16 protein-coding genes are annotated in these 25,636 nt (G+C 34.3%); 10 read left to right on the plus strand and 6 right to left on the minus strand.

Features of this window, described 5'->3' with window-relative positions:
- The first annotated feature begins 20 nt into the window (after positions 1 to 20).
- The 3 genes from SHI72_RS14230 (at position 21) to SHI72_RS14240 (ending at position 2,527) form a co-directional block, all read left to right on the plus strand.
- Entirely contained in the window at positions 21 to 884 is an 864-nt protein-coding gene (locus SHI72_RS14230) for a helix-turn-helix domain-containing protein (protein ID WP_323490362.1), read from the plus strand.
- A 686-nt stretch (positions 885 to 1,570) separates the two neighbouring features.
- Positions 1,571 to 2,101: a hypothetical protein gene (locus tag SHI72_RS14235; protein ID WP_323490363.1), complete on the plus strand. Its 531-nt coding sequence runs from the start codon at positions 1,571 to 1,573 to the stop codon at positions 2,099 to 2,101.
- A 72-nt stretch (positions 2,102 to 2,173) separates the two neighbouring features.
- Entirely contained in the window at positions 2,174 to 2,527 is a 354-nt protein-coding gene (locus tag SHI72_RS14240) for a DUF1622 domain-containing protein (protein WP_039118854.1), read from the plus strand.
- 4 nt (positions 2,528 to 2,531) lie between these two features.
- Here SHI72_RS14240 and SHI72_RS14245 read toward each other — a convergent pair whose 3' ends face one another.
- The gene (locus SHI72_RS14245; RefSeq protein WP_323490364.1) at positions 2,532 to 2,954 is read right to left on the minus strand and encodes a hypothetical protein; all 423 of its coding nucleotides are present in this window, start codon (positions 2,952 to 2,954) and stop codon (positions 2,532 to 2,534) included.
- A gap of 360 nt (positions 2,955 to 3,314) precedes the next feature.
- Here SHI72_RS14245 and SHI72_RS14250 point away from each other — a divergent pair, with 360 nt between their 5' ends.
- From SHI72_RS14250 to SHI72_RS14270, 5 genes are all read left to right on the plus strand, one after another.
- Positions 3,315 to 5,711 (plus strand): TonB-dependent receptor, encoded by a 2,397-nt coding sequence (locus SHI72_RS14250; RefSeq protein WP_323490365.1) that lies wholly within the window; start codon positions 3,315 to 3,317, stop codon positions 5,709 to 5,711.
- Between the two features lie 798 nt (positions 5,712 to 6,509).
- A complete protein-coding gene (locus SHI72_RS14255) occupies positions 6,510 to 7,136 on the plus strand; it encodes a response regulator transcription factor (protein WP_323490366.1) in 627 nt (208 codons plus the stop codon).
- Positions 7,137 to 7,424: 288 nt separating this feature from the next.
- On the plus strand, positions 7,425 to 8,843 hold the full coding sequence (locus SHI72_RS14260) for an aspartate aminotransferase family protein (RefSeq protein ID WP_323490367.1): 1,419 nt from the start codon (positions 7,425 to 7,427) through the stop codon (positions 8,841 to 8,843).
- Positions 8,844 to 8,851: 8 nt separating this feature from the next.
- Complete coding sequence (locus SHI72_RS14265) at positions 8,852 to 10,183, plus strand: lysine N(6)-hydroxylase/L-ornithine N(5)-oxygenase family protein (RefSeq protein ID WP_323490368.1); 1,332 nt, start codon at positions 8,852 to 8,854, stop codon at positions 10,181 to 10,183.
- Between the two features lie 154 nt (positions 10,184 to 10,337).
- Positions 10,338 to 10,937, plus strand: a complete 600-nt coding sequence (locus SHI72_RS14270; protein WP_323490369.1) for a GNAT family N-acetyltransferase — start codon at positions 10,338 to 10,340, stop codon at positions 10,935 to 10,937.
- A 357-nt stretch (positions 10,938 to 11,294) separates the two neighbouring features.
- Here the strand turns inward: SHI72_RS14270 and SHI72_RS14275 are convergent, their stop codons facing one another.
- Genes SHI72_RS14275 through SHI72_RS14290 form a run of 4 tightly spaced genes read right to left on the minus strand, consistent with a single transcriptional unit; the run spans position 11,295 to position 18,547 of the window.
- Entirely contained in the window at positions 11,295 to 12,404 is a 1,110-nt protein-coding gene (locus tag SHI72_RS14275; protein ID WP_323490370.1) for a hypothetical protein, read from the minus strand.
- A gap of 49 nt (positions 12,405 to 12,453) precedes the next feature.
- Entirely contained in the window at positions 12,454 to 14,847 is a 2,394-nt protein-coding gene (locus SHI72_RS14280) for a TonB-dependent siderophore receptor (RefSeq protein ID WP_323490371.1), read from the minus strand.
- 18 nt (positions 14,848 to 14,865) lie between these two features.
- Positions 14,866 to 16,674, minus strand: coding sequence for an IucA/IucC family siderophore biosynthesis protein (locus SHI72_RS14285; RefSeq protein WP_323490372.1), 1,809 nt, complete (start codon positions 16,672 to 16,674; stop codon positions 14,866 to 14,868).
- Between the two features lie 31 nt (positions 16,675 to 16,705).
- Positions 16,706 to 18,547, minus strand: a complete 1,842-nt coding sequence (locus tag SHI72_RS14290) for an IucA/IucC family siderophore biosynthesis protein (RefSeq protein WP_323490373.1) — start codon at positions 18,545 to 18,547, stop codon at positions 16,706 to 16,708.
- Positions 18,548 to 18,979: 432 nt separating this feature from the next.
- Between SHI72_RS14290 and SHI72_RS14295 the strand changes: the two genes are divergently transcribed.
- Both SHI72_RS14295 and SHI72_RS14300 read left to right on the plus strand, forming a co-directional pair.
- Positions 18,980 to 19,588 carry a nitroreductase gene (locus tag SHI72_RS14295; protein ID WP_323490374.1) on the plus strand — a complete coding sequence of 203 codons (609 nt, stop codon included), beginning with the start codon at positions 18,980 to 18,982 and terminating at the stop codon, positions 19,586 to 19,588.
- A 222-nt stretch (positions 19,589 to 19,810) separates the two neighbouring features.
- Positions 19,811 to 21,208 carry an MATE family efflux transporter gene (locus tag SHI72_RS14300; RefSeq protein ID WP_323490375.1) on the plus strand — a complete coding sequence of 466 codons (1,398 nt, stop codon included), beginning with the start codon at positions 19,811 to 19,813 and terminating at the stop codon, positions 21,206 to 21,208.
- 171 nt (positions 21,209 to 21,379) lie between these two features.
- Here SHI72_RS14300 and SHI72_RS14305 read toward each other — a convergent pair whose 3' ends face one another.
- Positions 21,380 to 25,237 (minus strand): M43 family zinc metalloprotease, encoded by a 3,858-nt coding sequence (locus SHI72_RS14305; RefSeq protein ID WP_323490376.1) that lies wholly within the window; start codon positions 25,235 to 25,237, stop codon positions 21,380 to 21,382.
- Between the last annotated feature and the right edge of the window lie 399 nt (positions 25,238 to 25,636).

Raw genomic sequence — 25,636 nt, forward strand, 5'->3', positions numbered from 1 at the left:
TAGCTTCCAATTTCTCATTAATGAACAAAATTATAACATACTCACTTGAGCATCATACAAGCTTGTTTACAACTGAGGAAAACAAAAACGATTATTTTTATGTACAAATAAATGATCATCCTTACATCGACGAACCTTATCGAGCAGAAAGTTATGCAATAGAATTTCTTAAAAAAGGAAGTATTATAATGCAAACAAGGCTTACAAAAATTGTAATTCACGCACCAGCAATAATCACATTAGGCCCTTCGGTAATAAGAAGTTTTACCAAAAACAGCGATGAAATTTTAATGGATATCATCTTTTTTAAACCGCAATTCTTCCTTAAAAATCAGGCAAATGTTTTCTTCCTGAATCAATATGATTTTTTCGTTAATAGTCAGATGCATGTATTTAGCCTTGAGAAAGGTGCTAAAATTAAATTTGGGAAAATATTTGATTTAATTAGTGATACACTTAACGGCGATAACAACAATCAATCTTCAATTTTAAGAAGTTATCTCTATATATTAGTATTCGAACTTGATGCTATAAAACAAACTATTAGCGATAACTACGATCAAAATCCATTGTTTGAAAAATTCAAAGAAATCCTTGCTAAAGAATTTTTAAGAGAACGTTCCGTAGGGTATTATGCAGATAGTTTAAATGTTACACGTAAATATTTATCTGAAGTCATTAAAAAGAATAGTGGGAAAACGGCAGGAGATTGGATTGATGATTTTATAGTGCTTGAAGCAAAAGTATTACTGCAAGATAAGACCTTAACAATTAATCAGATAAGCGAAATGCTGAACTTTTCTAATCAGTCTGTTTTTGGCAAATTTTTCAAGAATTATACAGGTTTCTCTCCTTTGGAGTATCGTAAAAATAATGGACATTAAGTTGTTAGATTTAACCGCAAAGTATCCTGTAGATTAAAAAGTTTAACCATTAAGATATTAAGATTCATTAAGGATTAAGTTTAATAGTAAAAATTATTTTTGATGGTTGTGTTAAGTTTAACCGCAGAGAACGCAAGGGAAAATCGCAAAGTTCACAAAGTTTTAGACAATCTAACTCACTACAATCTTGTCTTTCTGAGGAACGAAGAATCTCCACGAGTAGCTCGATAATCTGGAAATAGTTTGTGTTAGTTTCTTGCGGAGACCCTTCCTCCGTCAGGGTGACAAGATTGTAGTTTATAGTTGGAAATTAACCGAAAAGTATACCAAGATTTAAGCAAAGTTCGCAAAGCTTAATCAATAAAACTTTGTGTGCTCTGCGGTTAAACTTAACACAACCATCAAAAATAATTTTCACCATTAAGAAAAAAAGAAAAATTAAGCTTAATCCTTAATGAATCTTAATGTCTTAATGGTTAATCTTTTTTAATCTACAGATTATAAACCTTTGCGAACTTTGCGTTTTTCCCTTGCGTTCTCTGCGGTAAATTTCTTTATGGTTAAGCTTCTCTAAAAACGACTTTACGACCAACATATAGGACATTTGGCTCTTTATTGATAAAACAAATCAACGCAACTTTGTACCATGATAATTTTACTGACAATGTGTAAATAAAAAATAAATTATGTCAAAAGTTGCAAAATTTGTAGTTATAATAAATGATAATGCGGGATGGATAGAAAATCAGGCAATTAAATTCTATTCCAATTTATTTAATCAATCGCAAGTATTAGGAGAGAAATATGTAGAGGAAAACCTTTCTATTCCTAAACTCTTTAAAATACAAAATGATTTTTCGGTCGAAATGATGATGGTTTATGATAACGAAACACCTTTAGGTTTTATGAAGCTTAACTCATCCAGACTATCTAATCAAAATCTTGGTGCGAATAAACCTGTTGGTATTGACCATATTGTTTATTTTGGAAAAGATGATTTAATGGTACTACTCAAGCGTGCTGAAAAAGTTGCTAATCAAAGAAAATATGATTTAATATGGATTAAAGCTTTTAAAGATGATGTTATTTTGATTGAATTATTGGAATCTCTGGAATATCAAGTATTCGATTATGAAGAAGATAATAGCAAGAATAGCAATCAAGAGCAAGTTTATTTTAGAAAAGAAATGTCTGTTCATTCCAACCCTATTTCATAAAAAGATATATAGATTAATGTGATGTTAATTTCTTACATTAGTCTATGCTAATTTATTGAAAATAAGATAAACATGGAAGTAGTAAAAATATACATAGAATATGTAGCGAAAGGAATTGAAATAACTGGTATTATCACCATAATTATAGGGATTGTGCTAGCGATGGGTAAGTTCATTTTTTCACTTCAGGGAACAACTCCACGTTCCTATAAAATATTAAGACAAGAACTTGGCAAAGGAATCTTGTTAGGTCTAGAAATCCTTGTTGCAGGAGATATTATCGGCACAGTTGTAACCGAACCAACAATGGATCGTGTCCTTTCGTTAGGAGTTATTGTATTAATTAGAACTTTTTTGAGTTTATCACTCGAGGTAGAAATCGAAGGGAAATTTCCATGGCAGAAAAGTAAAGAGATAGAGGAGTAATGAATCATTCCTCTTTTCGCGATCCGTATTTTTCCAGATTTATTCTTACTTTTTCATTTCTTTGTAAAGCATATTGCTCGTAGACCTTGTCAAATAGTTGATCATTTTCCAGTATTGCAATTTTGGCTTGTGCAATAAAATATTCCAAATCATCTTTATATATTCCACCATTAACTTTTCTTACGGTATAAGTTTCTCCAGTAGCTCTTCTTTTCTTAATAATCTCGATAAAAGAGATGTTATTTCGTATATCTTTTCGAGCCGCCTGAGATCTAGGGGAGTCATAAAATCTATATTCTGAATCAAAAAATCCAGAAATCGCATCGTCATTTAGTCTAAAAACTTTATTACAAAATACTTTAAGCGCTACGTAACCATTTTCGTCTGCTTGTTCTATAAAATCTGAAATTTGATAAGGTGTTTTCATTTAATTAATTCCGATAACAAATTTTGCTCTCTTCTAAAAAAGAAATACAATACTTGTAGATACATAATTTAAGGTTATAAAAAATGAAATTACAAAAATGAATATTTAAAACCAAATTGATATTAATGACTGTGATAGGTGAGTGGTACCAGGATTTCTATTCTTTCTAAATATTAATATTTCTAATGCATTCTATAAAAATTTAGGCATTTGATATTGAAGCTAATTGAGGTGATTTTTTAACAAAAATTATATAGAATTAATCTAAATAATTTTTGTTAAAGGATTATTAATATTTACATTTGCGCTGTTTTTATTTAGAACTATTAAAAACAGATAACCAATCAAATTTAAAAATTAATGAAGTATCTCAACTTAAGAATATCACAGTTTATATTTATAATTTGTTTTTTATTTTCGGTCTTAACATCTTTCGCGCAACAAAGCCCAGGAAAAATTAAAGGACAAATAACAACTTCAAGTGGCAAACCCTTAACAGGAGTAAGTATTATTCTTAAAGCATCAAAATATAGCACTTCGACTGGTAGTGATGGTAGCTTTAAATTTGACAAAATAATCGCTAATATCTATACTTTACAGGCATCCTTAAAAGGTTACGAAACAATAGAACAAGAGATTAGTGTCTCTAAAAATCAAACCACAACACTTAATTTAATATTAAAAGTATCAAATAAAGATCAGGCATTAGGCGCAAATTTTGGAGATAATGGATCAGAGCTTGATGAAATAATTGTTTCGGCTAGCAGAAAAGTAGAAACTTTATCTAAAACGCCTTCATCTGTAACGGTAATTAATGCTAAGAGTATCGAAAACTTATCAATTGTAAGTCCAAATATTGCTAATGTTCTTGCTTTTGCAGTTCCAGGTTTAGGTTCTGCGACTAATAATACTGGTAATTACGGACAAACTCTTAGAGGAAGAAATCCTTTGGTTCTTATCGATGGGATTCCGCAATCGACACCATTAAAATCGGCAGGTAGAGAATTACGCTCTATTGATCCTTCGGTAATCGAACGTATTGAAGTTATAAAAGGAGCAACAGCTATTTATGGTAATGGAGCCGATGGAGGTTTGATTAACTATATTACAAAATCGGGCAAGACACAAAAGAAATTTGCAGGATATAGTGAAGCTGGTACTACTGGAAACATTAAAGGGGATAGCGTTGTAGGATATAGACTTTTACAACAGTTTTATGGAAAAATCAAAAATTTCAATTATATCGTAGGTGGTGTATATGAAAAGACTGGTGTTTTTCGTGATGGAGAAGGAGAAGTTATATCTCCAGAATACGGATTGGGTGAAACCAAAACATATAATGTGTTTACCAAATTAGGATATGATCTTACAGAAAAACAAAGAATTGAATTAATGTACAATTACTTCAGTTCTAATCAAGATTCTGATTTTGTACTTAAAAATGGAGTTTATGGTATTAGCCCTGCAATTGGTGTATTAGGAAACAGACCTGGTGCTGATGAAGGTACACGTTACAATCACAATGCAAATCTTCAATATTCAAACAAAGAGATTTTTGGTAATACTAGTTTAACGGCTAATTTATATTTTCAGGATTTCTTGACTATTTTCTCTAATTCTGCCTTTTTCTATGGGTCTGGACAATCACAAACAGCATCTACCAAAAAAGGATTAAGAGTTTATTTAAATACACCATTTGTAGTTTCGTCAAACTTTACGGGAGATGTTACTTATGGTTTTGATTTACTAAACGATAAAACAAATCAAAAATTAGTCGACGGTAGAGTATGGGTTCCAAACATTGATATGGTTAATCTAGCTCCTTACGCACAATTATCGACTCAATTATTTGAGGATTGGACAGTAAAAGCTGGTTTACGTATCGAAAATATCAAAATAAATATTGATGATTATAACACTCTTGCTACAGGAGCAAACGGTGCGGGAAGTGTTGCCGTAAAAGGTGGCGAACTTAATTATGATGCATTTGTTTTTAATACAGGTATAAGATATTCTAAGTTTAAGTTTTTCAACCCTTTCATCAGTTTTTCTCAAGCTTTCTCCGTATTTGATTTAGGTAGAGTTCTTACGGCAGCAAAACAAGATGCTATCTCTAAATTAGAAACTGAACCAATTATCGTAAATAATTATGAAGGTGGTTTTAGCAGCCAATTAGGGAAGTTTAATTTAAGTGCAGCTTATTATTACAGTACTTCTAAACTAGGAACAAACTTGATACAAGTTGATGGTTTCTTACTTGCAGAACGTTTACCAGAGCGTGTATGGGGTTATGAGATTCAGGCAGATTATCAAGTATTAAAACAACTTACTGTAGGAGGAAATTACGCCTATGTACAAGGAAGAGGCGATAAAGATGGTGATGGTCATTTTTATGGAGAGAATGATATTTATTTAAAATCAAACAGAATACCTCCAGTTAAAATGACTGGTTACGCAAAATTTGGAAACGAAAGATTAAACGTAGAAATATATTGGATGTATGTTGGAGATCGCGATTATTTTAAACCAAATGCCAAAGGAGCTTATGCAATTGGTGAAGGTCCGATTCATTCATTCAACTTATGGAACTTGGCTACAGCTTATAAAGTAACCGATCAAATTAGAGTAAAATTAGGTATTGAAAACCTACTTAACACAGATTATTACACTACAACTTCTCAATTTTACGGTACAAATGCCAATTATACAAGAGGAAATGGATCAAGATTTAATCTAGCTGTTGGTTACAGTTTCTAAGACAATCTATTAAGTAATATAAAAAAAGGTTCCTGGTATTTTTATCAGGAACCTTTTTTTTAAGATTCTGAGCGACAAAGGTTCTAAGGCTCTAAGAAACTTTACAAAAATTGTCTAAAAGGGAACGCGGATGACGCGGATTCACTAAAGCGAAAACACGGATAAAACACGGATTTTATTAGTAATATAGAGAAATATGTACCGACGCTTCGGGCAATGCCATTAAGTTAAGTTTTTTAAGCCATGTATTTTTGACAAAGATTGTCTAAAAGGGAACGCGGATGACGCGGATTTACAAAAGTAAAGACGCAGATAAAAGCTGATTTTTAAAAGCAATATCGAGAAATCCGTCCCGACGCTTCGGGATCGTGTTTTCGCTCTAGCGAATCCGTTTTATCCGCGTGCTATACACAAAGAGTTAGATAGAATTTAATTCGTCTGTTCTAGAATTGGCTATAATAGAACGCGGATGACACGGATTTACAAAAATAAAGACACAGATAAAAGCAGATTTTTAAAAGCAATATCGAGAAATCCGTTTTATCAGTGTTTTCGCTCTAGCGAATCCGTTTTATCCGCGTACTATAACACATCTGAAATCAATCCCGACGCTTCGGGATTGTGTTTTCGCTCTAGCGAATCTGTTTTATCCGCGTACAATTCCTCAAACTTGTCATTAAGGTTTCTTTTTTTGTACTTAGTTTCTTTCTTTGTATTTGCATAAGTGCGAAAAATTAATACAATAATGTGAGATTTATTTGTTATTTTTGTTTAGACCAAATCTAAACAACCTAAATAATGAAAAATTTCCTGATTGCAGATTCTGAAAACTTGCATATAATAGGATTGAAACAGACCCTGAAAAAGTTTGTGAAGAAATCAAATTTAACCGTGGTAGGTTCTAAAGATGAGTTGATTACTCATCTAGAGAAAAATACAGTTGAGTACTTAATTATCGATCCGAATAATATTTTTTTATTTTACGATGATGACTTTAAGCAGCTGCGGCTGAATTCTCCAAATTGTAAAATTATCATTTTATCATACTTTAAGAATAAACAAACGATCAGTAGTTTTCTGAAAGAAAATATTGATGGATTTATTTCAAAGGACTGTCAGGAGCAGACTATTTTTGATGCTTTGTATAAAATCGAAAACGGTGAACGTTACTTATGTCCGAAAATACTAAATCTTCTCGTAGATGTGCTTATTTCACCAGCATCAGATTTAAAAGAGAAACTAACTTTTAGAGAGTCAGAAATTTTAAAGCAGATTGCTAAAGGTAATGATGGGAAAAGCATTGCTTCTGACCTTTTTATAAGTATTCATACATTTAGAACTCATCGGAAAAATATTATGAAAAAAACTGGCAGACATACCACCCCAGAGCTTATTTTATATGCAATTGACAGAAAAATAATATAATTCAAGACTAAATAAATAGTGTTTTTTTTATCTATTTTATACTACATATGTAGTATTGCTAATACCTCTTTTGTATAATTTTATTTACTATTCGTGTAGTATTGACTTTAGTTTTCATGGGATATACTTTTGTTAAAAACTATTCTTTAGAATGAATCTAAATAAAATAAGTCAATGGAAGCACGTGAACAGATAAGCACAATTGAATTAAAAGAGATTTTAGAAAAAAAACATGTCAAGCACATTTTTTCTAATAATAAAAAAGCCATTTCTCTTTACAAGAAGAGTATGAAAAAAACAATTAAACTAATTGCAAATCATTTAGAAAGCAGAGATACTCCTTTTACAGGCGCAAGTATTTCTTCGATTAAAGAAAAAATTGATGCAATAGTACTTGACGAAAAGAATCAAGGAAACAGTTTAGAATATGTTTTAGACGAGCTTAAAGACATTTACCTGAATGATTGTATTCATTTTCATGACCCAAAGTACATAGCTCATTTAAACTGCCCAATTTTGATACCTACACTTGTTGCAGAAGCGTTTATCTCTTCTTTAAACTCGTCAATGGATACCTGGGATCAAAGTACCGGAGGCACTTTTATCGAATTGAAGCTGATAGACTGGACGATTGAAAAATTAGGTTATCCGGAACGAGCAGATGGAATTTTCACAAGCGGAGGTACACAGTCGAATTTGATGGGATTACTTTTAGCGCGAGATCATTTTGTGAAAAAGAATTACAATATGGACCCTAAAATGGATGGGCTTCCTGCGGATGCATCAAAATTTAGAGTTTTATGTTCTGAAGTGAGTCATTTTAGCTTAAAGAAGAATTTAAGTTTATTAGGATTAGGCCAAAATGCAGTTGTTCCTGTGGCTGTTGATACTGATTTTAAAATGAATGTTCTGGCTTTGAAAAAAGTAATTCAGCAGCAGAAAGATTTAGGAAATATTCCAATAGCAATTGTGGGTACAGCAGGCACTACAGATTTTGGTTCAATTGATCCCTTAACCCAAATTGCTGCAATAGCAAAAGAGAATAAATTATGGTTTCACGTTGATGCGGCTTATGGCGGTGGATTATTGATCAGTGAGAAGCATAACAATAAATTGGAAGGCATTGGGCTTTCAGATTCTGTTACTATAGATTATCACAAAACCTTTTATCAGCCAGTAAGTTCAAGTGGTTTTTTTATGAGAGACAAATCGTATGTAGATTATATAAAATACCATGCAGATTACCTGAACTCAAAAGAGCAGGAAGACGAGGGAATTCCAAACATGGTGAAGAAATCAATACAGACCACCCGCAGATTTGATGCCTTAAAATTATGGTTTACCCTAAGGATAATTGGAACAAAGGGACTAAGCACCTACATGGACAAAGCGATTGATAATGCTCTCTTTACCGCAGATTTCTTAAGAAGGAGAGATGACTTTGAAGTAATTCATAATCCTGAAATAAGCACAATTGTGTTCCGTTATAAACCTTGGAAAACAGATGAAGGATCTTTTTGCAGCTTAAACAGTTACATCCGTAAAGCCTTTTTTAATGAAGGAAAAGCCATTATAACGAGTACAAAAGTCTATAATGAAGTATTTCTGAAATTCACACTACTTAACCCTCTTACAACTCAGGCCGATATTGAAGAAATTATAAATTTAATCGTTTTTCACGGTCAGGAATATACATTGATAAATTAATACCCCTTATGGAAAATAAAATATACGACTTTATAGCTGTTGGTGTTGGACCTTTTAATTTGAGTCTGGCATGTCTTACAGCGCCAATTGAAAATCTAGATGGTTTGTTCTTTGATAAAAATGAATCTTTCAACTGGCATCCCGGAATGTTATTGCAGGACACGACTCTTCAGATTCCTTTTTTGGCTGATTTAGTAACACTTGCAGATCCAACTAGCCCGTTTAGTTTTTTGAATTATATAAAAGAGCAGGGCAAAATGTACTCGTTCTACATTCGTGAAAACTTTTTATTGTTAAGAAACGAATATAACCAATACTGCCAATGGGCAATTAAGAAACTCCCAAATGTATTTTTTAATACAGAAGTTTCGATGATTGAATATGATGATAATGAGTCTGTTTATATTGTGAGTACAGTTTGCACCAAAACAAGTAAGGTTACTTTTTACAAGACTAAAAAGATAATTTTAGGTACTGGAACTGCACCACATATTCCTAAATCCTGTCAAACTCTTAAAGGAAAAGCAATTCATTCGTCTGCCTACGTACAGAATAAAGCAGCATTACAAAAACAAAAGTCGATTACCGTTTTGGGAAGCGGACAAAGTGCTGCCGAAGTTTTTAATGATTTATTGCAGGAAATTGATGTGTACGGATATCAGTTGAACTGGATTACGCGCTCGTCCCGTTTCTTTCCAATGGATTACAGCAAACTTACTTTAGAAATGACTTCTCCTGAATATGTGGATTACTTTTACAATCTTCCCGCTGAGAAGAGAGATTATCTGTTAAAAGAGCAGAAATTGCTTTACAAAGGAATTAATAAAGACCTGATTGAAACTATTTTCGACACTATTTATGCTAAAAAAGTGATTGGAGAAATTGATGTGAATTTAAGAACAAATGCCACTTGCATAAAAGCAGATTTTGACGAAAGTAAACAATCTTTTGAATTGGAATTACATCAGGTCGAACAAGATAAAAAATACCGTCATGTTACCGACGCATTAGTTCTGGCAACAGGTTACGGTTATAAATTGCCGCCTTTCCTCGAAGGAATTACGGACAGAATCCAATGGGATGATAAAGGACGTTTTGCTGCCAATCGAAATTACAGTATTGATAAAAATGGACGAGAAGTTTTTGTTCAGAATGCAGAATTACACACACACGGATTTGTTACACCCGACTTAGGAATGGTTTGTTACCGAAATTCTTATATTATCAAAGAAATTACGGGTGTTGAGCATTATGCAGTTGAAACAAAAATTGCTTTTCAGGAATTTGGAGTTGCTGTAGCTGAAGTTGTAGAGTCAAATGTTTTTGAAGAGATTCTGTAAACACTGCTCCGGTTCAACGGCTAGAAGGTATTCAATAACAAAACCGTAATCGGCTGAGATAATCTTGGTTGTTGTTTTACCATTTTGAAGAAAAGTGTAAGATCAGATTATGTGACTCCCATTAAAAATAATAATAAGTTTAACTCGATAAGAGATGATGAATAATAAAATAATTGATATAGAAGATAAAGCTGTTTCTGATATTGTTTTTGTCAAAACAATTCCTGGTATGGGCGCTTTTGAATTGCGTCCAATAGACTTAGAGACTGACACGCCTTTGCTTCATGACTGGGTGAATCGTGATTATGCGGTTTATTGGGGAATGAATGGATTTTCTTTGCAGGAAGTGTACGATTCATACCGCGAAATTCTAGAGAAAACTGATGTTTACATGGGGATTTTTAACGGTGACATTTCCTTTTTATTAGAATGTTACAATCCCGAAACAGATAGTATTGGAGCGTATTATAAGGTAGAAAAAGGGGATAAAGGGATGCATATTTTAGTAGCGCCCTTAGAAATACCCGTAAACAAGTTTACCTGGACGATTTTTACCGTAATACTGGATTTTATTTTTTGTGATGCCAAAAATCAACGTGTTGTTGTTGAACCTGATGCACGAAATCATAAAATTCATGCATTGAATAGAAAAGCCGGATTTGTATTCCAAACCGAAATTGATCTGCCTCATAAAAAAGCACATCTTGAGTTTTGTACACGTGAGGATTATTATAAAGCTTTGCAATCGGTTTAGATATAATAGATTGGAATTATCCAATAAAAAGTACTGTAGCTTTAATTTAAAGTGATTAAGGTGAAAGTAAATGTTTTTTTTTGTTAAATAGAATGATAAGCGGGTTCAGGGGTGGATCCGCTTATTTTTTTGCAGTTAAGAATCAAAGTTTCTTATTCGTATTTGTTCACTGCACAATCTCTTAAATATACTTTTAGTACCTTATTTTAGATACTTAATAAAACCAAGGAGTCAAAAATTGTACTTTGTTTTTGTTTTTTATGACTTGGTAAATTTAACCAGAATAAAAAAATGCAGAGATCATAGTCAATATGTTCTCTGCATTTTTTATTTCCTGGAATGTACTATTAACAATTTTTATAGTAAATCTTGTTGCATCGGTTTTATTTTTTTTATCATGAAATAACAGATCAGAACGAATACAATCCACAAAATATAGACCGTAGCTAAAGAGTATCCATAATTAAGTAATGGACTATCTTTACCATAAGAAGCAGTCGTTATTACCATCGTTTGCAATGGTTTTCCATTAAAGCATAACCAAATCATAGCTGCTAAATGAATAATGAGGGTACTGAACAGATAGGTAAACAAAGGAATCTGTCCTAAAGTAAAAAAGAAACTGACAACTCTGCCTTTCCAGTTTTCTGCATAAGCTAAGAACAAGAAAATCGGACCTAATGTGATCGCCAGAAAATCCAATGAAGCTGGATATTTCGTGAGATTGAAAAACGACAGTAAGTTGATTAGGTTTGAATTTCCTGTTTTCCACGGGATAGATTCTCCGTAACCATTTAGGCCACGTAATAAGAAAAATAATCCAATAAGAGTAAAACCACTGTACAACAGTACTTTTTTTCGAATTACTGGCGAACTTTCTGACCTACAAAAGAATCCAAAAAAATGACCCAGTAAAAGAACACCAAACCAGGGGAGTAGTGTATAATTTACGATATATAAACTCTGACCATGAGGTATAAATTTTTGTTGGTGTAACAAATACCAGATGATAGCATTTATAGAATCTCCTTTCATTTGCAAAGAATCCAGTAAATGATGAGCTATTATAATAGTTAAAGCGATCGATAAGATCAATTTTCTGTTGAAGTATTGCAACCCTGCCATACAGTACAGGCACAAACCTAATGAACCAATGATAAAGACACCAATCGTACGATAATAGGGATCAAACGTATACAAAAAATTGTTTACGAAAATTTCAATAAGGATCAGTGCACTGCCAAGTTTGAATAACTGCCATACATTTTGGTTTTTGGTTCTCTTACCCATCCAGTGAAATAATTCAATACCGGCTATAAAGAAAACTGCTGGGGCAAAATAATGTGATATAAATCGGGTAAAGAACAAAGTGAAAGTGGTATGATCTAAATCTGCCGGATTGGTGTTCCAGTAATGAAAAAACAGTCGGGTATGATCCAGAATCGCAAAAGTCATTACTACTCCCAATAGTATTCTTTGGGATTTGAAAGCGCGCTGATCGATATGCTCCATCTAATTAAAATTTATAAGTAAAGTTGATCATAAAATTACTTGGCTTTTGTGGACGTGCATAATAACCGTCGCTCACCCAATATTGTTTGTCCAGAATGTTATTGGCTTTAATACCAATTCGATATTTCGGACGGTTGTAAAATAGGGTAGCATCAAGAAGATTATAAGAGGAAAGAGTAAACGTATTTGTATTGTCAATAAAAGCATCAGAAACATAAGAATTTCCAATTCCCAGTCCCAATCCCTGAGCTTTACCATTAACAATAGTGTAACTTGCCCAAAGATTAACCACATTTTTTGGAGTACCAGCGGCTCTTTTGCCCATTACATTTTCGGCTGACTTGGTAAACTCATTGTCATTATATCCATAACTGGCTACATAGTTGAAACCTGAAAAAGGTCTTCCGATAATTTCTATTTCAAGCCCTTTACTTTTTTGCGTTCCGTCTTGGATAACGTAGGTCCCTTGAGTTGTTACATCATTTCTTAAACTGTTTGTTACATCAATCTGGTAATAGCTTACAGTTGCATTGAGTTTGTCTGATAAATCAAGTTTAACACCACCTTCCAGTTGTGCAGCTTCCTGAGGTTTAAAAACAGAAACTTCTCCATTTGGCTGAAGTTTGCTGCCTATGTTTTTAAATCCATTCATATAATTACCAAAAACCGCTACTTTATCTTCAACAATTTGATATACAAGACCAAATTTAGGAGAAAGTGCGGTTTGATTGTAGTTACCTACAGTTGTGCGGGATTTTGTATTTGTTGTTCCATCACCAATATAACGATCTACACGTAAACTGGCCATAACCAAAAGCTGATCAGTTATATTTAGAACATCAGAGGCATAAACACTATAAGTAGATTCTTTTGTCTGGTTTTGTCCCGTGTTTCTTTTTGCTAAAATGGATTCAACGTCCTCTATTCGAATCACTGGTGTTGCACCTAGATTATCGAGGTTTGCCGGTTCAAATACTTTACCACCATATCCCAATCCGTCATATCGAGTTGATCTGTAACTGGATAAATAATCAAAACCTACAACAAGTCTGTTTCTGAGGTTCCCGATTTTAAAATCTCCGGTAAAATTTTGCTGGAAGTTTTTTCGCACTGTTTTTTCATCCGTAAATGCCCTTAATACGCGATCAACAGATGATTTATTTTGCCAGATGAAATCAAAAATATAAAGATCATCATAAGAACCACCACCGTAAGCATATCTGGACTGAGAGGTCCATTGGTCAGAAATTTTGTATTCTGCATCAAGTAATACGTTAGTAGAAGCCTGTTTACTTGCGAGAGAGTTGTCATTAAGTGATATGCGGTAGTCCAGATTAAGATCTTTAAAGCTACTGAGACCCAATGTAGGAGAGGTAATCCATCCGCCCGGAGCAATTCCTTGTACACTTTGAAAATCAGCATTAAGCGTAAACTTCAAGCGATCTGATACCTGATAAGTAATGCTTGGCGCAATAAGTAAAGTAGCAGAGTTACCCTGATCCTGAAAGGTATTTTCGGTCTGGCGAGCTACGTTTAGTCGAACCAGTAAACCTTCGGCATCTTTAACCGGGGTATTAATGTCTAATGTCATACGGTTTAGGTCCCAACTTCCCATGGTATAGCCTATTTCGCCTCCAAAATGATCGTATGGTTTTTTGGTAATGTAATTAACAATTCCTCCAAATGATGTCATCTGCGCTCCGAAAAGAGTAGAACTTGGACCTTTATAGGTCTCTACACGTTCTACAGCAGCAAGATCTACACCTGTGCGCAGATAAGTTGCCATTCCGTTACGGAAATTTTCACTGGTTTGAAAACCTCTCGAGAAAAAAGAGGGCATTCCAGCCCCCGTTTTTGCAGGTGCAGCTCCCGGAACATTTCTAAAAGATTCTTCGACTGTTAAAGCCATTTGCTCTTTGATTAGTTCTTTGTCTACTACACTATAAACTTGTGAATTTTCAAGGTTTGAAATTGGAAGCCTCGACACATACTCACTTTTCTTTTTTGAAGTAATTTTATATTTGTTACCTACAATAAAAACCTCATTAAGAATTTCGGCATTAGCGGTAAGGTTAAAATCCAATAAAATTTCCTCCCCAGTTTCTACGGTAACTGTTTTTGTCTGTGGGGCTAACCCCATTATATTGACAGTAAGCGTATTATTTTTCGATGTAAGTTTATCAAACATATACCAACCATCCTTGTCTATTTTTACACTGTATTTTCCATTTAGGTTAACAGTGCCGTACAGCACCTTCTTTCCATCTTCTGTCATAACCTGACCCTTGATGACCCCTAATTGGGTTTGTTGTGCCTTAGTTTGTAAAGACAATAATAAGAACGCAGCAGTAATAAGCAGCGAGGGTATGTACTTGTTTAATGATGTAAAATAATTCACGAAATTATTATTTATTAATTAATTAATGTAAAATGGTGTTACCGGATTTTTTACGATACCGATATAAGGCAGGTTTTGAAATGGATTGGCACGATTTCTCAACTGTCTGTTATTATTCAGTTGTAATTTGTTTAGAGCATCAGGGCTAAACTCATTGACAAACAGATCAAATTTTTGGAAAGATTCATTGAATTCAGGATGTGCAGATTGGTAATCTAAGATGCACTCTGCTACAAGCTTCCAAAACTCATCTTCTGGAAAATCAGCATGTTCTACAAGTATTGCAGCTATAAATCTGAATATAGAATCGAATACCTGCGTAAATAAAGGAAGCGTTTTGCGATCATCAGGTACGTTAACAGCAAGCCTCAAAGCTTCTTCTGGAATCTCTAAACTACAGTTAAGTAATGAAACCTCTTCACCAATATCTTTCATAATGGCATTAACAACCTTATGATCTTCCAGAATCAGGATTAAATTTTCGCCATGAGGCATAAAAACCATGTCCCATTTGTAAAAACAATGAAGTAAAGGACTCAAATAACAGCTAAAGTACTGTCTTAACCAATTTGAAGTTGTTAAACCAGATGCCTGTATTAATTCCGGAAGGTAAGCTTTGCCTTCATTATCAATATGAAGTAATGCTGCCATTGTAATTAAACGTTGATTTTCAGAGACTTTATCGGCTGGGCTTTCTCTCCATAAACAGGCGAACATTTTCTTGTAAGGAGTATCACCCGGAACTGCTTTTTCATAATATTGATGCGCAAAACTCAAACTGGCGATTTCTCTCAGAATGATAAATCCCTTCGATTGTAAGTAATTATCATCTTTTACCAAGTTGTAAATCCACTCATTTATTGGTGGGTTAGACAACATAAATTTAGGAGATAGCCCACGTACATAACCCATGTTAAGAACAGATAAAGCCGTTTTAACATAGAATTTTTCAGGATTAGTAATATTATAGAATGTTCGTATTGATTGTTGTGGCTGGTATTTATCGGCATTGTACCCCATACAAACCAGTCTGTTAGTCGCGATATCTGCTGAAAATATATTAGCTAGTTTATTAAACCATTGCCAAGGATGCACCGGCATATAAAAATAATCATTTGGATTTAACCCTTTTTCAAGAAGTTGATCGTTAAAATTTTTCAACGTTTCTTCACCAAGTTCCTGTAGCATTACTTTATCATAATCTAAAGGCAGGACGGCAGTAAACACAGCAGTCGAGCGATGACCAGCAAGCCAGACTAAAGAAAACGGTGCGGCAGCTTCCGGAGCATATTCCCTGTGATCGCTGGATGTAAAACCGATTCTTCCATTATTAGCGATGAATCTAGGATGACCTGTCATGGTAGATTCAGTTTGCTGATAACCAGCGTCCAATAGTTCTTTTGAATTGGGTTTACCATAATAATTAAGATAAGCACTTCCGGCAAGTGTGCTACATACCTCTTCTAGGTAAACAGGCAAAGACTCTTCAGGAATTCCAAGTTCTGCCTTAAATTCAATGATGAAACTTAGTGCGTCTAATGTAGCAGTTTCTCCTTCAGTAAATTTTTCAATGGATGGCGTATCAATATACCAATGGTTTAAAGCTAGAATTTTAGCATTAAACTGATAGACGTTCTTTCCGTCTGCACTTGCCAGTTGATAGATTTCCCAGTCGTCTTTATTTCCGATTAGCTTTGGAATAACTAGTCGTTCATGAGAAAATTCGGCAAGTATTTTTCTAAGGTGCAAACGAGTTACTTTGTCCCAAACTGTTTTTTCTAAATGGCTGGATGCTTGTATTGGTGAGATTTGCGTATCTATATTCATGATTTTAGCGTATTATAGTTTTAAAGAAGGGCTAGATTAATTTTGTCTGATAAATGGAAAGTGGATTTTTCAGAGTGCCTGCAAATTGTTGGTTCTTGAAGGGATTGGTAGCGTCAAGCATTTTTGTGCTGTTTTGCATTTGCAATCTATTTGAACACGTTTTAATGATCTCTGAATCAAATAAATCATACTTTCTGAATTTATCCTCCAGTTCAGGATATTCTGATTGGTATTCTGTTACGCATTCTGCTACAAGACTCCAAAAATCTTCTTCAGGCAGATTTACATGTTCTACCAATACATGATTTAGGTATCTGAAGAAAGAATCAAATATCTGAGTAAAAATTGATAGTATTTTAAGATCTTCAGGAACATTGATAATGATTCGTTTGACAGTTTCTGGCAATTCTTTTTCTTGATTTACAATAGCTACTTCTTCACCAATATCTTTCATAATTGCTCTAACCGGAACATTGTCACGGAATACCAGAATCAGATTTTCGCCGTGTGGCATAAAACGCATATCATGGTAATAAAAGCAATGTAAAAGCGGGCTAAGATAAGATTGCAAATAGCTTTGAAGCCATCCTTTTGCATCCAAAGGAGAAGATTTAATTAATTCCGCCAGCAATGAGTTTCCATTTGTATCTATGTGAAGCAGTGCAGCCATAGTCATAAGACGTTCACCATTTGCTATTTTGTCCATCGGACTCTCTCTCCATAATGTAGACAACATTTTTTTATAAGGAGAATCTACTTTTATAGCTTCTTCTATGTACGCATTGGTGTATCCAACTGCAGCAATTTCTTTTAAGGTAGTAAAACCCTTTTTCTGAAGATAAGGATCATTATCTACAAGGTTCGCAACCCATTCGCTAATTGGTGGGTTTGTTCGCATAAAATAAGGCGAAAGTCCTCTCATAAAGCCCATATTAAGAATGGAAAGAGCTGATTTAACATAAAATTTTTTAACATTACTTACGTTAAAAAATGTACGTACCGATTGTTGCGGCATATATAAATCTTTACTATCACCTAAACAAACCAATTTTGATGCAGCAATATCTGGCGCAAATAAATAAATCAGCTTATTATGCCATTGCCATGGATGGATAGGGAAAAAGATATAATCTTCTGGCTGAAGTCCTTTTTCTGTAAGAATCGAATCAAATGATGCTTTTAAGTCTGGATCTAATTCCTGCTCCATAACTTGTTGGTAACTAAGAGGAGGAATACTCGTAAATTCAGTGTAATTTTTATGGCCTGCTACCCAAACCAACGAAAGCGGTGTCGCTGCTTCTGGGCTGTAATTCTGATAATCTACTGCATCAAAGCCAATTCTGGCACTGTTGGCTACAAAACAAGGATGTCCGGCAGTCATAGCATGCTCTACATCAGCGTAACTTGCTTCTGTTAGATCTTTAGCAGAAAGCTCACTATTAGTATGCATATAAGCACTACCATAGAGACAACTGATTACTTCTTCAAGGTAAGTAGGCAGATTTAGATCAGTAAAGCCTAATTCTTCTGTAAATTCAAGAAGAAAAGCGATAGCATCAAGAGGTTCTGGATTTCCGTTTACAGTTTTAGTAATTGAGTCTGTGTCAATATGCCAATGATCTAATGCAAGTATTTGTGCACGAAATTGATATTCTGTTATTCCATCTTGTGTATTAAGGCAGTAAAGCCCCCATACTCCGTTAGTATTCTGTAATTGAGGACTAAGTAATAATTCATGTGAATACTCACATAGCATTTTTCTTAGCTGTATTCTGTTTACTTTTTCCCATATTTCAGGTTGAAGATGTGATGTGACTAGTTGAGGATTTAATTGACCGTTCTCATGTCTTACGATTCGGGATTTTTCTTTCATTGGGTATGGTTTAATGGATATGATTAGTTTTTCAAAGTGTTTTTTTTTGATCAGATAAGTTTTTTTTAAGTGCTATACTTGATTGCTTTAATCTGTTAAAATTTTGATAATGATCTTTTCCGTTAAGAGTAGGAAGCTAGTAGTTCTATTTTTCATAATTATGGGGTAATTAGTTAATATTAGAAGGTTGTGTTTTGTTAGGCTGTCTGGTTCTGTAGTAGATTACATAGGTTTTTTTTGATGTGATAACAAGATTTATATTGTTTTTATGAGAATTACTATATATATTTGCCTTGTTCTTATTTATTCTAATTATAAATAATAATTTAGTTCAGCAAAGCTATTTATAATAATTTTAAATAACAAAATTTATTTTGCATATTTTTCGTACTTAATTTAATCTAAATTATCACTAAATCTTTATTAAAGTTTATGGAAACAAGTATCATAGGTTCTTCATCTGAAGTTGCAACTCAGCTAATTAGATTTAGAAAAAGTATTTATGCTGATTCTTATGTAGGAGGAAGTCTTTCAGATACAGTATTGCAGGAAATTCTAATCAATGCAACATGGGCGCCTACTCATAAAATGACAGAACCCTGGAGATTTATTGTGCTTGAAGGAAGTCAACTTGAAAAATATGGAAATTATACGGCAGACTATTATAAGTATCTGTATGAGGATATTGCTGATGTCGAAAAAAAAGCGGCAAAGTATAATTATCTAAAAAAATACCCACTTAAAGCGGCGTGTCTGATCGGAGTGATTCTTTCTAAAAGCACCAAAGTGAACATTCCCGAGTGGGAAGAACTGGCTGCCGTTTCCTGCGCAGTGCAAAATATGGCTATTAGTGCAACTTCTTATCAGTTGGGTTCCTATTGGGATTCAAGTGGTGCTGCGATAGAGTATGTAAAAACCTTTGGTCTCGAGGCCAATGAGCAATCTTTAGGACTATTTTTTATAGGTTTCCCTGAGGAGTCGGCACTTTCTGTAACCAAAAGAAGAACTGCTATAGATAAAAAAGTTTCCTGGCATATTTAATAAAGAGGTTTGAAATTATCCTGAAAACCATGCGAAACAATAGTTAAGCTAAATTTTAAAAGAAGAATTTGCAGCTGTGATAATAAGGGTGCGGTTTAGCACTTCACTTACGAAAAAATAAAGGCAGATAATCACCCCACCAGAGAGGATTGATCCGGGTATTTTAGTACCGCTGCCATTCTCCAAAAAAATCTTAATATTTCTCTTTTAAACCAAATAATTGTGCTTGTAAAAATACGTTCAATATTTACTTTATTCAGGATTGCATTGCAAGGAACTGAAAAGAATTTTACCACAGGAAATGTAAACAGGGCGACCTTTTTATTATCTGTACCTACCATGTTAGAGCTCAGTATGGAGTCGCTTTTTGTTTTAGTAGATCTTCTTTTTGTAAGCAGTCTGGGCGAAAATGCCATTACAGTCGTAGGGATTACTAACTCTGTAGTGATTCTTATTCAGTCAGTAGCGATGGGTTTGAGTATTGCGGCAACAGCAATGATTTCAAGAAGGGTAGGAGAACAAAAACCTCGTAAAGCAGGACAGACTGCAATGCAGGTCATTTATTTAGGGATTTTCCTTTCTGTGATATGTAGCGTTTTAGCCGTAATTTTTAACCAGGAGATTATGCGTTTTGCAGGTGGATCAGATCATTTGGTGAGCTACGGCAATACTTTTTCTAAAACTATGTTTGCAGGACTCATTTTTATGATCATGCGTATTTTGATTAACGGAGTGTTTAGAGGTTCTGGAGATGCCTCGATGGCTATGCGAACCCTTGCATTTTCGAATGTTTTAAATGGTTTGCTGTGCGCGGTACTAATCTTCGGATTGGGTCCATTTCCGAAACTGGGTTTATTGGGAGCTGCAGTGGCTATGGTGATTGCAAATGTCTTTAGTGTTGGCTATCAGTTATGGTATCTGTTTAAAAATAATAGCACAATTATTATAGGAAAACGACAGATGTTGATGGTTCCAGCCCTGATGAAACGAATCCTAAAACTTGCAACTGCCGGAATGATTCAGAACCTGGTGCCTTCTTCAAGTAGATTTTTAATGATTGTGATTGTTGCAAAACTTGGTGAAAATGTACTGGCTGGCTATATTATTGCCAATCGAATTATTATGTTTAGCGTTTTACCTGCCTATGGAATTGCTAATGCGGCTGGTGTATTAACCGGACAGAACCTAGGTGCAAGACAGCCAGAAAGGGCAGAAGCTTCGGTATGGAAAACAGGAGCGTTTAATATGTGTTTTCTGGGGCTAATTGCCATTTTTTTATTGTTCTATGCTAAAACTCTGGCAGGATTTTTTACCCATGATGAGCAAATCCTTTCTTATGCAAGTACCTATTTGCAGTATATGGCTATTGCTTACTTTTTCTTCGGTTACACCATGGTAATCTCCCGTGCATTAAATGCAGCCGGAAGCGTAAACACGGTGACCGTACTTTATATCCTAATGTTTTATATGATCCAGCTTCCGTTATCATATTTACTGGGGACTTATTATGAATGGGGACCAAAAGGAATATTTATTGCCATCCTAATTTCGGAAATTGTATTGGCAACCAGCAGTGTTTTAGTTTTTAGAACCGGCAAATGGAAAACGGTGAAGTTGTAAAAGATTTGAATTACCATTAAACCAATCAATCTGACGGGAACTATAAAAAAGAAGGCTTGCTATTATTTACGATTCATTTTCTTGTAGATCTTTACAACATATAAAAAAACCGCTGAGAAATAATTTTCAGCGGTTTTAGTTTTATGATTCCTTATAAAGTATTAGCAAATTTTATTTCACTAATAATTTTTTGCTTTGTTTATAAGCCCCATCGGTAAGTATAACATGATAAATACCTGTTGGCAAATTCTTGATAGTATAACTAGATGCATTGCGTACAGTATCTATTACAACGCCGTTATTGTTGTAAATGGTAATTATTGCAGTAGTACTATTTACATTTTCAAAAGAGAAATTAACTACATCTGAAGCAGGATTTGGATACATCGAAAAGGATTTATTTCCTGCTAGTGAATCATTAGCTTCAGCTCCGGCAAGAGGAAGAGTTATATCAAGATAACTACTCCAATCGCTTGTTCCAGCAGCATTAACAGCTCTTACTCTAAATCTATAAGCGGTTTCTGTTCCTTGTTTTGGAACCCACAAATAATACGTAGTCGATGTTCCTTGGATTGCCCATCCAGTTGCAGCTTTGTATAATTGTACTTCATAGCTTGTTGCATTTGCGACTTGTGTCCATGAAGCATAAAAACCTTGAGCGTAAATTCCCGAATTAGTAATGTTTGTAGGAGTTGCCAGAGTTACAGGATTTGGATTTGATGGTCCAAAAGTTACGGTGTAATCTTCAACTTCTCCATCGCCAATACTTCCGCATACAGCAGTTGGGTTCGAATTATATTTCATTACAATACGCATTCTGGTTGTTCCAGTAGCATCGTTTGGCACCGTAAAATTACCAGTAACTGTACCATTCGACGAAAGTCCAGTAATTACTTTCTCTGAAGCTTCGAATGTGTTATTTTTATTGTAATCTATCCAAATTCCCCAAGATTCAGTATAATTAGAACTAGAAAAACCTGGAGTTAAACTAACTGGTGTACTTGCGTTTGGAGTTAATGTAATATTCTGAGAAGTGTAGTTTCCATATCCGGAAGCATTCGCACCAGATGAATTTGTAAAACTTCCTATTACAACATCTTTAATATACTCATATTGATTTGCACCTTGCGCACTACAATACGGTGAAGTAGCTGTTAATACTGCCGTTGCGACATTAGAATAATCAGAATATGTCGTATTAGCATTTGCTCTTATCTTATAAGTATATGTATTTCCAGCTGTTAATCCAGTATTTGTATAGGTAGCAACATTTGCTCCAAGTGTTGCAATAACACTATAAATACCGTCTGCCGAAGCTCTTTCAACAGTATAAGCAGTTTCGTTAGTAGCATTATCAGTCCATGTTAATACAGCCTGAAGCGTAGTAGAGTTTGGAGTTGCTACTAAATTTGTTGGCGCTGCAACTGTTGTTCCGCTTGTAGCTCCAGCTATTATAGCTTCAAAAGGTTTAGTGTTGTAAGCATAATCAGTAATAGCATATCCATCTCCGCTAGCTGTAACTTTTACTTTGAACCAACCGTAGCAAGTTCTTCCTCTGCTAGTGTATTCAAAACCTACATAACCAGTTTGATTGTCCCAAGCTGTATAAGTTGCTGTACGTAAATCTAATTGATCAGGGTATGCTGCGCCAGGTGTAACAAAAGTACTTGAAGCACCTATAGATGTACCAGCAGCAATTTTTGTAATATTTCTTGTTCCAGTTATTCCGACTAATCTCTTGCCGTAAGTTTCAATTTTTAATGCATTGGCAGCAAATTGCCAAGCACCATATTCGGTATTGTCACCAATACCCAAATCTATATATTTCCAAGTGATTGCAGGAGAAACTATAAAATCAGGATTATCTACATAAACAATTCCATAAGGAGCATCGAATTTTATATTTATTGTTTTTGCAGGATTATCCACAGTTATAATTCCGCCAGTTATTGCAGTGTCTTTAAATGTAACTACAACAGCAGCATCATTGGCAGGTAAATGTGGATTTGCTTTTCCTGTAAAAGTAAGCGCTACTTTAGAGTTACTTTGTAATGTTAAAACAGCTGTTAAACCAGTTGGTACTCCCGATATTGTGTAATCAGTTCCAGCGGTAAATGTTCCCGTACTTTTGGTAAAAGTTCCATTATTGGTCGACAGCGAAATCTCAGTGCTTGATGTTATGCCACCATCGTTAGCATCAGCCTCATATAGTGTATTTGCAGATAACACAACAGCAGTTTTTGCCGTCATTCCTGTGTTGATTGTTGCACCTGGTTGTGTATTATAAGCATATTCAGAGATTGTATAACCGTCTCCATTTGCTGCAACGGTAACTTTAAACCATCCATAGCAAGTTAAACCATCAATAAGATAATCAAAACCAACATATCCAGATTTCCCGTCCCAGTTTGTATAAGCTGCAGTACGTAAATCTAATTGGTTGGGATAAGCTCCCGGTGCTGTAAAATTGCTTGCAGGACCTACTTGAGTATTTGGAGCTAATAGCGAAATATTTTTAGTTCCGGTTTGACATACTAATTTTTTAGCATAAGTTTCAATTTTTAGCGCATTGGTTGCAAATCTCCAACCTCCAAAAGCTGGATCATCTCCTTTTTCTATTTCAAAATATTTCCAGGTTAGGGCTGATGAAACAGTTACGTCAGGCATATCAACAAAAAAAATCCCATAGGGATTTACAAAATTGAAATTGAAATATATACTTGTACAAGATAAACCTGTTGTGCCTCCTGTAAATGCTGCTGGCAAAAATGAGATTGCCCCTTTAGTATTATTAGTTAATAAATGATTTGTTGCTTTTCCTGTTAAGGTAACTGTTATTTGAGAATTGGAGTTAACAGTAAGTACTGGTGTAATTCCTGCTGGGAATGTGTGAGTAAAATGTGTTCCCGCTAGCATAGTTCCAGAACTAATTGCAAGTGTTTTTGTTCCTGATAGTGTTATTATCGATGATGTGTCAAAAGATCCATCATTTACTACAGCTTCTTTAAAAGAACTTTTATTCACAGTTAATAAGCTTCCTGTATAATTAACTCCCGTTGCAATGAGATTACTTTCTTGCCAAAGGGTTTTTCTTGCGGGATGTTCTAAGGCAGCGAGCATCCGATCTATTTGCCCCTGAGTGTACATTTTATAACATCCTTGTGCGCCATTGTAACCCATGTAATTTTCATTATTCACTCTGTCGCCGTTACAATTTGTTCCTTGAGTGCAGGCTAAGGTATGTAATCCGTCTTCAAGAGGAGTGTCGGCTACTTGATCTGTGCCTGTGCAACCACCCTCAAATGTGTGTATTAGATTGAGGAAATGCCCAAATTCATGTGTTAGTGTAGCTGAAAATTCTTTACTATAGGAGTTATCATATAAATAAGCTCCATTAAAGACTACACGGGCTGTATTGTCAGCAGTCATACCAGAGTCAGGGTACCAAGCTACTCCTGAGTTATTGAGAGCTCCATCTTGGTAAAGATCATTTTGGATATATACATTCATGTATTTTGTATTATCCCATGCATCGGCTGCAATTTGATCATCATATCCGCTACCGTTGCCATACCCGTTTTTGGCAGAATGAAAGACGACTCCCGAGGTACAGCCTCCATTCGGATCAATTTTAGCAAGTTTAAACTCAATGTTTAATGTACCTCTTCTGGGTTGAAAAAATGGATCAACTGTTGCATAATCAGCATTTCGACCATTGAAATCATCATTAAGTTGAGCAAGATGATTTACTATTTTTTCGTAGGTAATGGTTTTTCCACTTTGAACATCTCCGTATATATGAAAAACAACGGGAATTACGTAGGATGTTTGTAGTAGTTTGGAAGTCTTGGATTTCCGTTCTGCACTAAACTTTTTGGTAAATGCATCAAAGTTTTGCCGTTCTTTTAATGCATTGGGGTTCTGTTTGTAAATTTTGTCATTTTCTTCTTTTGTTCTGCAGGGTAGCCCTTGAGCACTAATTTTAAGAACAAAAATAAACGCCACAAATAATAATAATTTTGGTTTCATAATTTTTTTTTGGGGTTTGTTAATAATGAGACCAAAGATATCTGAATAGTTTAAAATGTGATTATACTATATTATTCTGTTTTAATATGAAATAATCCAAATAAATTAACTTTAAAATTATATTAAGTGTTTTTTTACTCTTAATTTAACAGGTTTAATGTAATTAATAAAAAAGGGTGTTGTTCTAAAATGTTATAGCCATTGATGTATTCCAGTTATAGCTTTGGGCTTACAAAGGAGCATTTTCGGAATACTAAATTCTAAGCAATTTGGATAGTATTAATGGAGAGATAAGCGATAGTTACGAAATTCAATAAGTACTGAATTTCTAAAGTAGGGTAGAGGAATATTATAAGAATCTAAACTCAGGAAGTTTTTCTACCTATAGTATATATAGGT

This window comes from Flavobacterium sp. PL02 (assembly GCF_035013205.1).
Classification (GTDB): domain Bacteria; phylum Bacteroidota; class Bacteroidia; order Flavobacteriales; family Flavobacteriaceae; genus Flavobacterium.

What these genes read in the sequence shown, in the direction of transcription:
- SHI72_RS14260 (WP_323490367.1), top strand. Translation starts at nt 7,425, where the DNA reads ATGAAAAAAACAATTAAACTAATTGCAAATCATTTAGAAAGCAGAGAT.
- SHI72_RS14250 (WP_323490365.1), top strand. Translation starts at nt 3,315, where the DNA reads ATGAAGTATCTCAACTTAAGAATATCACAGTTTATATTTATAATTTGT.
- SHI72_RS14295 (WP_323490374.1), top strand. Translation starts at nt 18,980, where the DNA reads ATGGAAACAAGTATCATAGGTTCTTCATCTGAAGTTGCAACTCAGCTA.
- SHI72_RS14270 (WP_323490369.1), top strand. Translation starts at nt 10,338, where the DNA reads ATGATGAATAATAAAATAATTGATATAGAAGATAAAGCTGTTTCTGAT.
- SHI72_RS14245 (WP_323490364.1), bottom strand. Translation starts at nt 2,954, where the DNA reads ATGAAAACACCTTATCAAATTTCAGATTTTATAGAACAAGCAGACGAA.
- SHI72_RS14230 (WP_323490362.1), top strand. Translation starts at nt 21, where the DNA reads ATGAACAAAATTATAACATACTCACTTGAGCATCATACAAGCTTGTTT.
- SHI72_RS14285 (WP_323490372.1), bottom strand. Translation starts at nt 16,674, where the DNA reads ATGAATATAGATACGCAAATCTCACCAATACAAGCATCCAGCCATTTA.
- SHI72_RS14255 (WP_323490366.1), top strand. Translation starts at nt 6,510, where the DNA reads ATGAAAAATTTCCTGATTGCAGATTCTGAAAACTTGCATATAATAGGA.
- SHI72_RS14235 (WP_323490363.1), top strand. Translation starts at nt 1,571, where the DNA reads ATGTCAAAAGTTGCAAAATTTGTAGTTATAATAAATGATAATGCGGGA.
- SHI72_RS14305 (WP_323490376.1), bottom strand. Translation starts at nt 25,237, where the DNA reads ATGAAACCAAAATTATTATTATTTGTGGCGTTTATTTTTGTTCTTAAA.
- SHI72_RS14290 (WP_323490373.1), bottom strand. Translation starts at nt 18,547, where the DNA reads ATGAAAGAAAAATCCCGAATCGTAAGACATGAGAACGGTCAATTAAAT.
- SHI72_RS14240 (WP_039118854.1), top strand. Translation starts at nt 2,174, where the DNA reads ATGGAAGTAGTAAAAATATACATAGAATATGTAGCGAAAGGAATTGAA.
- SHI72_RS14265 (WP_323490368.1), top strand. Translation starts at nt 8,852, where the DNA reads ATGGAAAATAAAATATACGACTTTATAGCTGTTGGTGTTGGACCTTTT.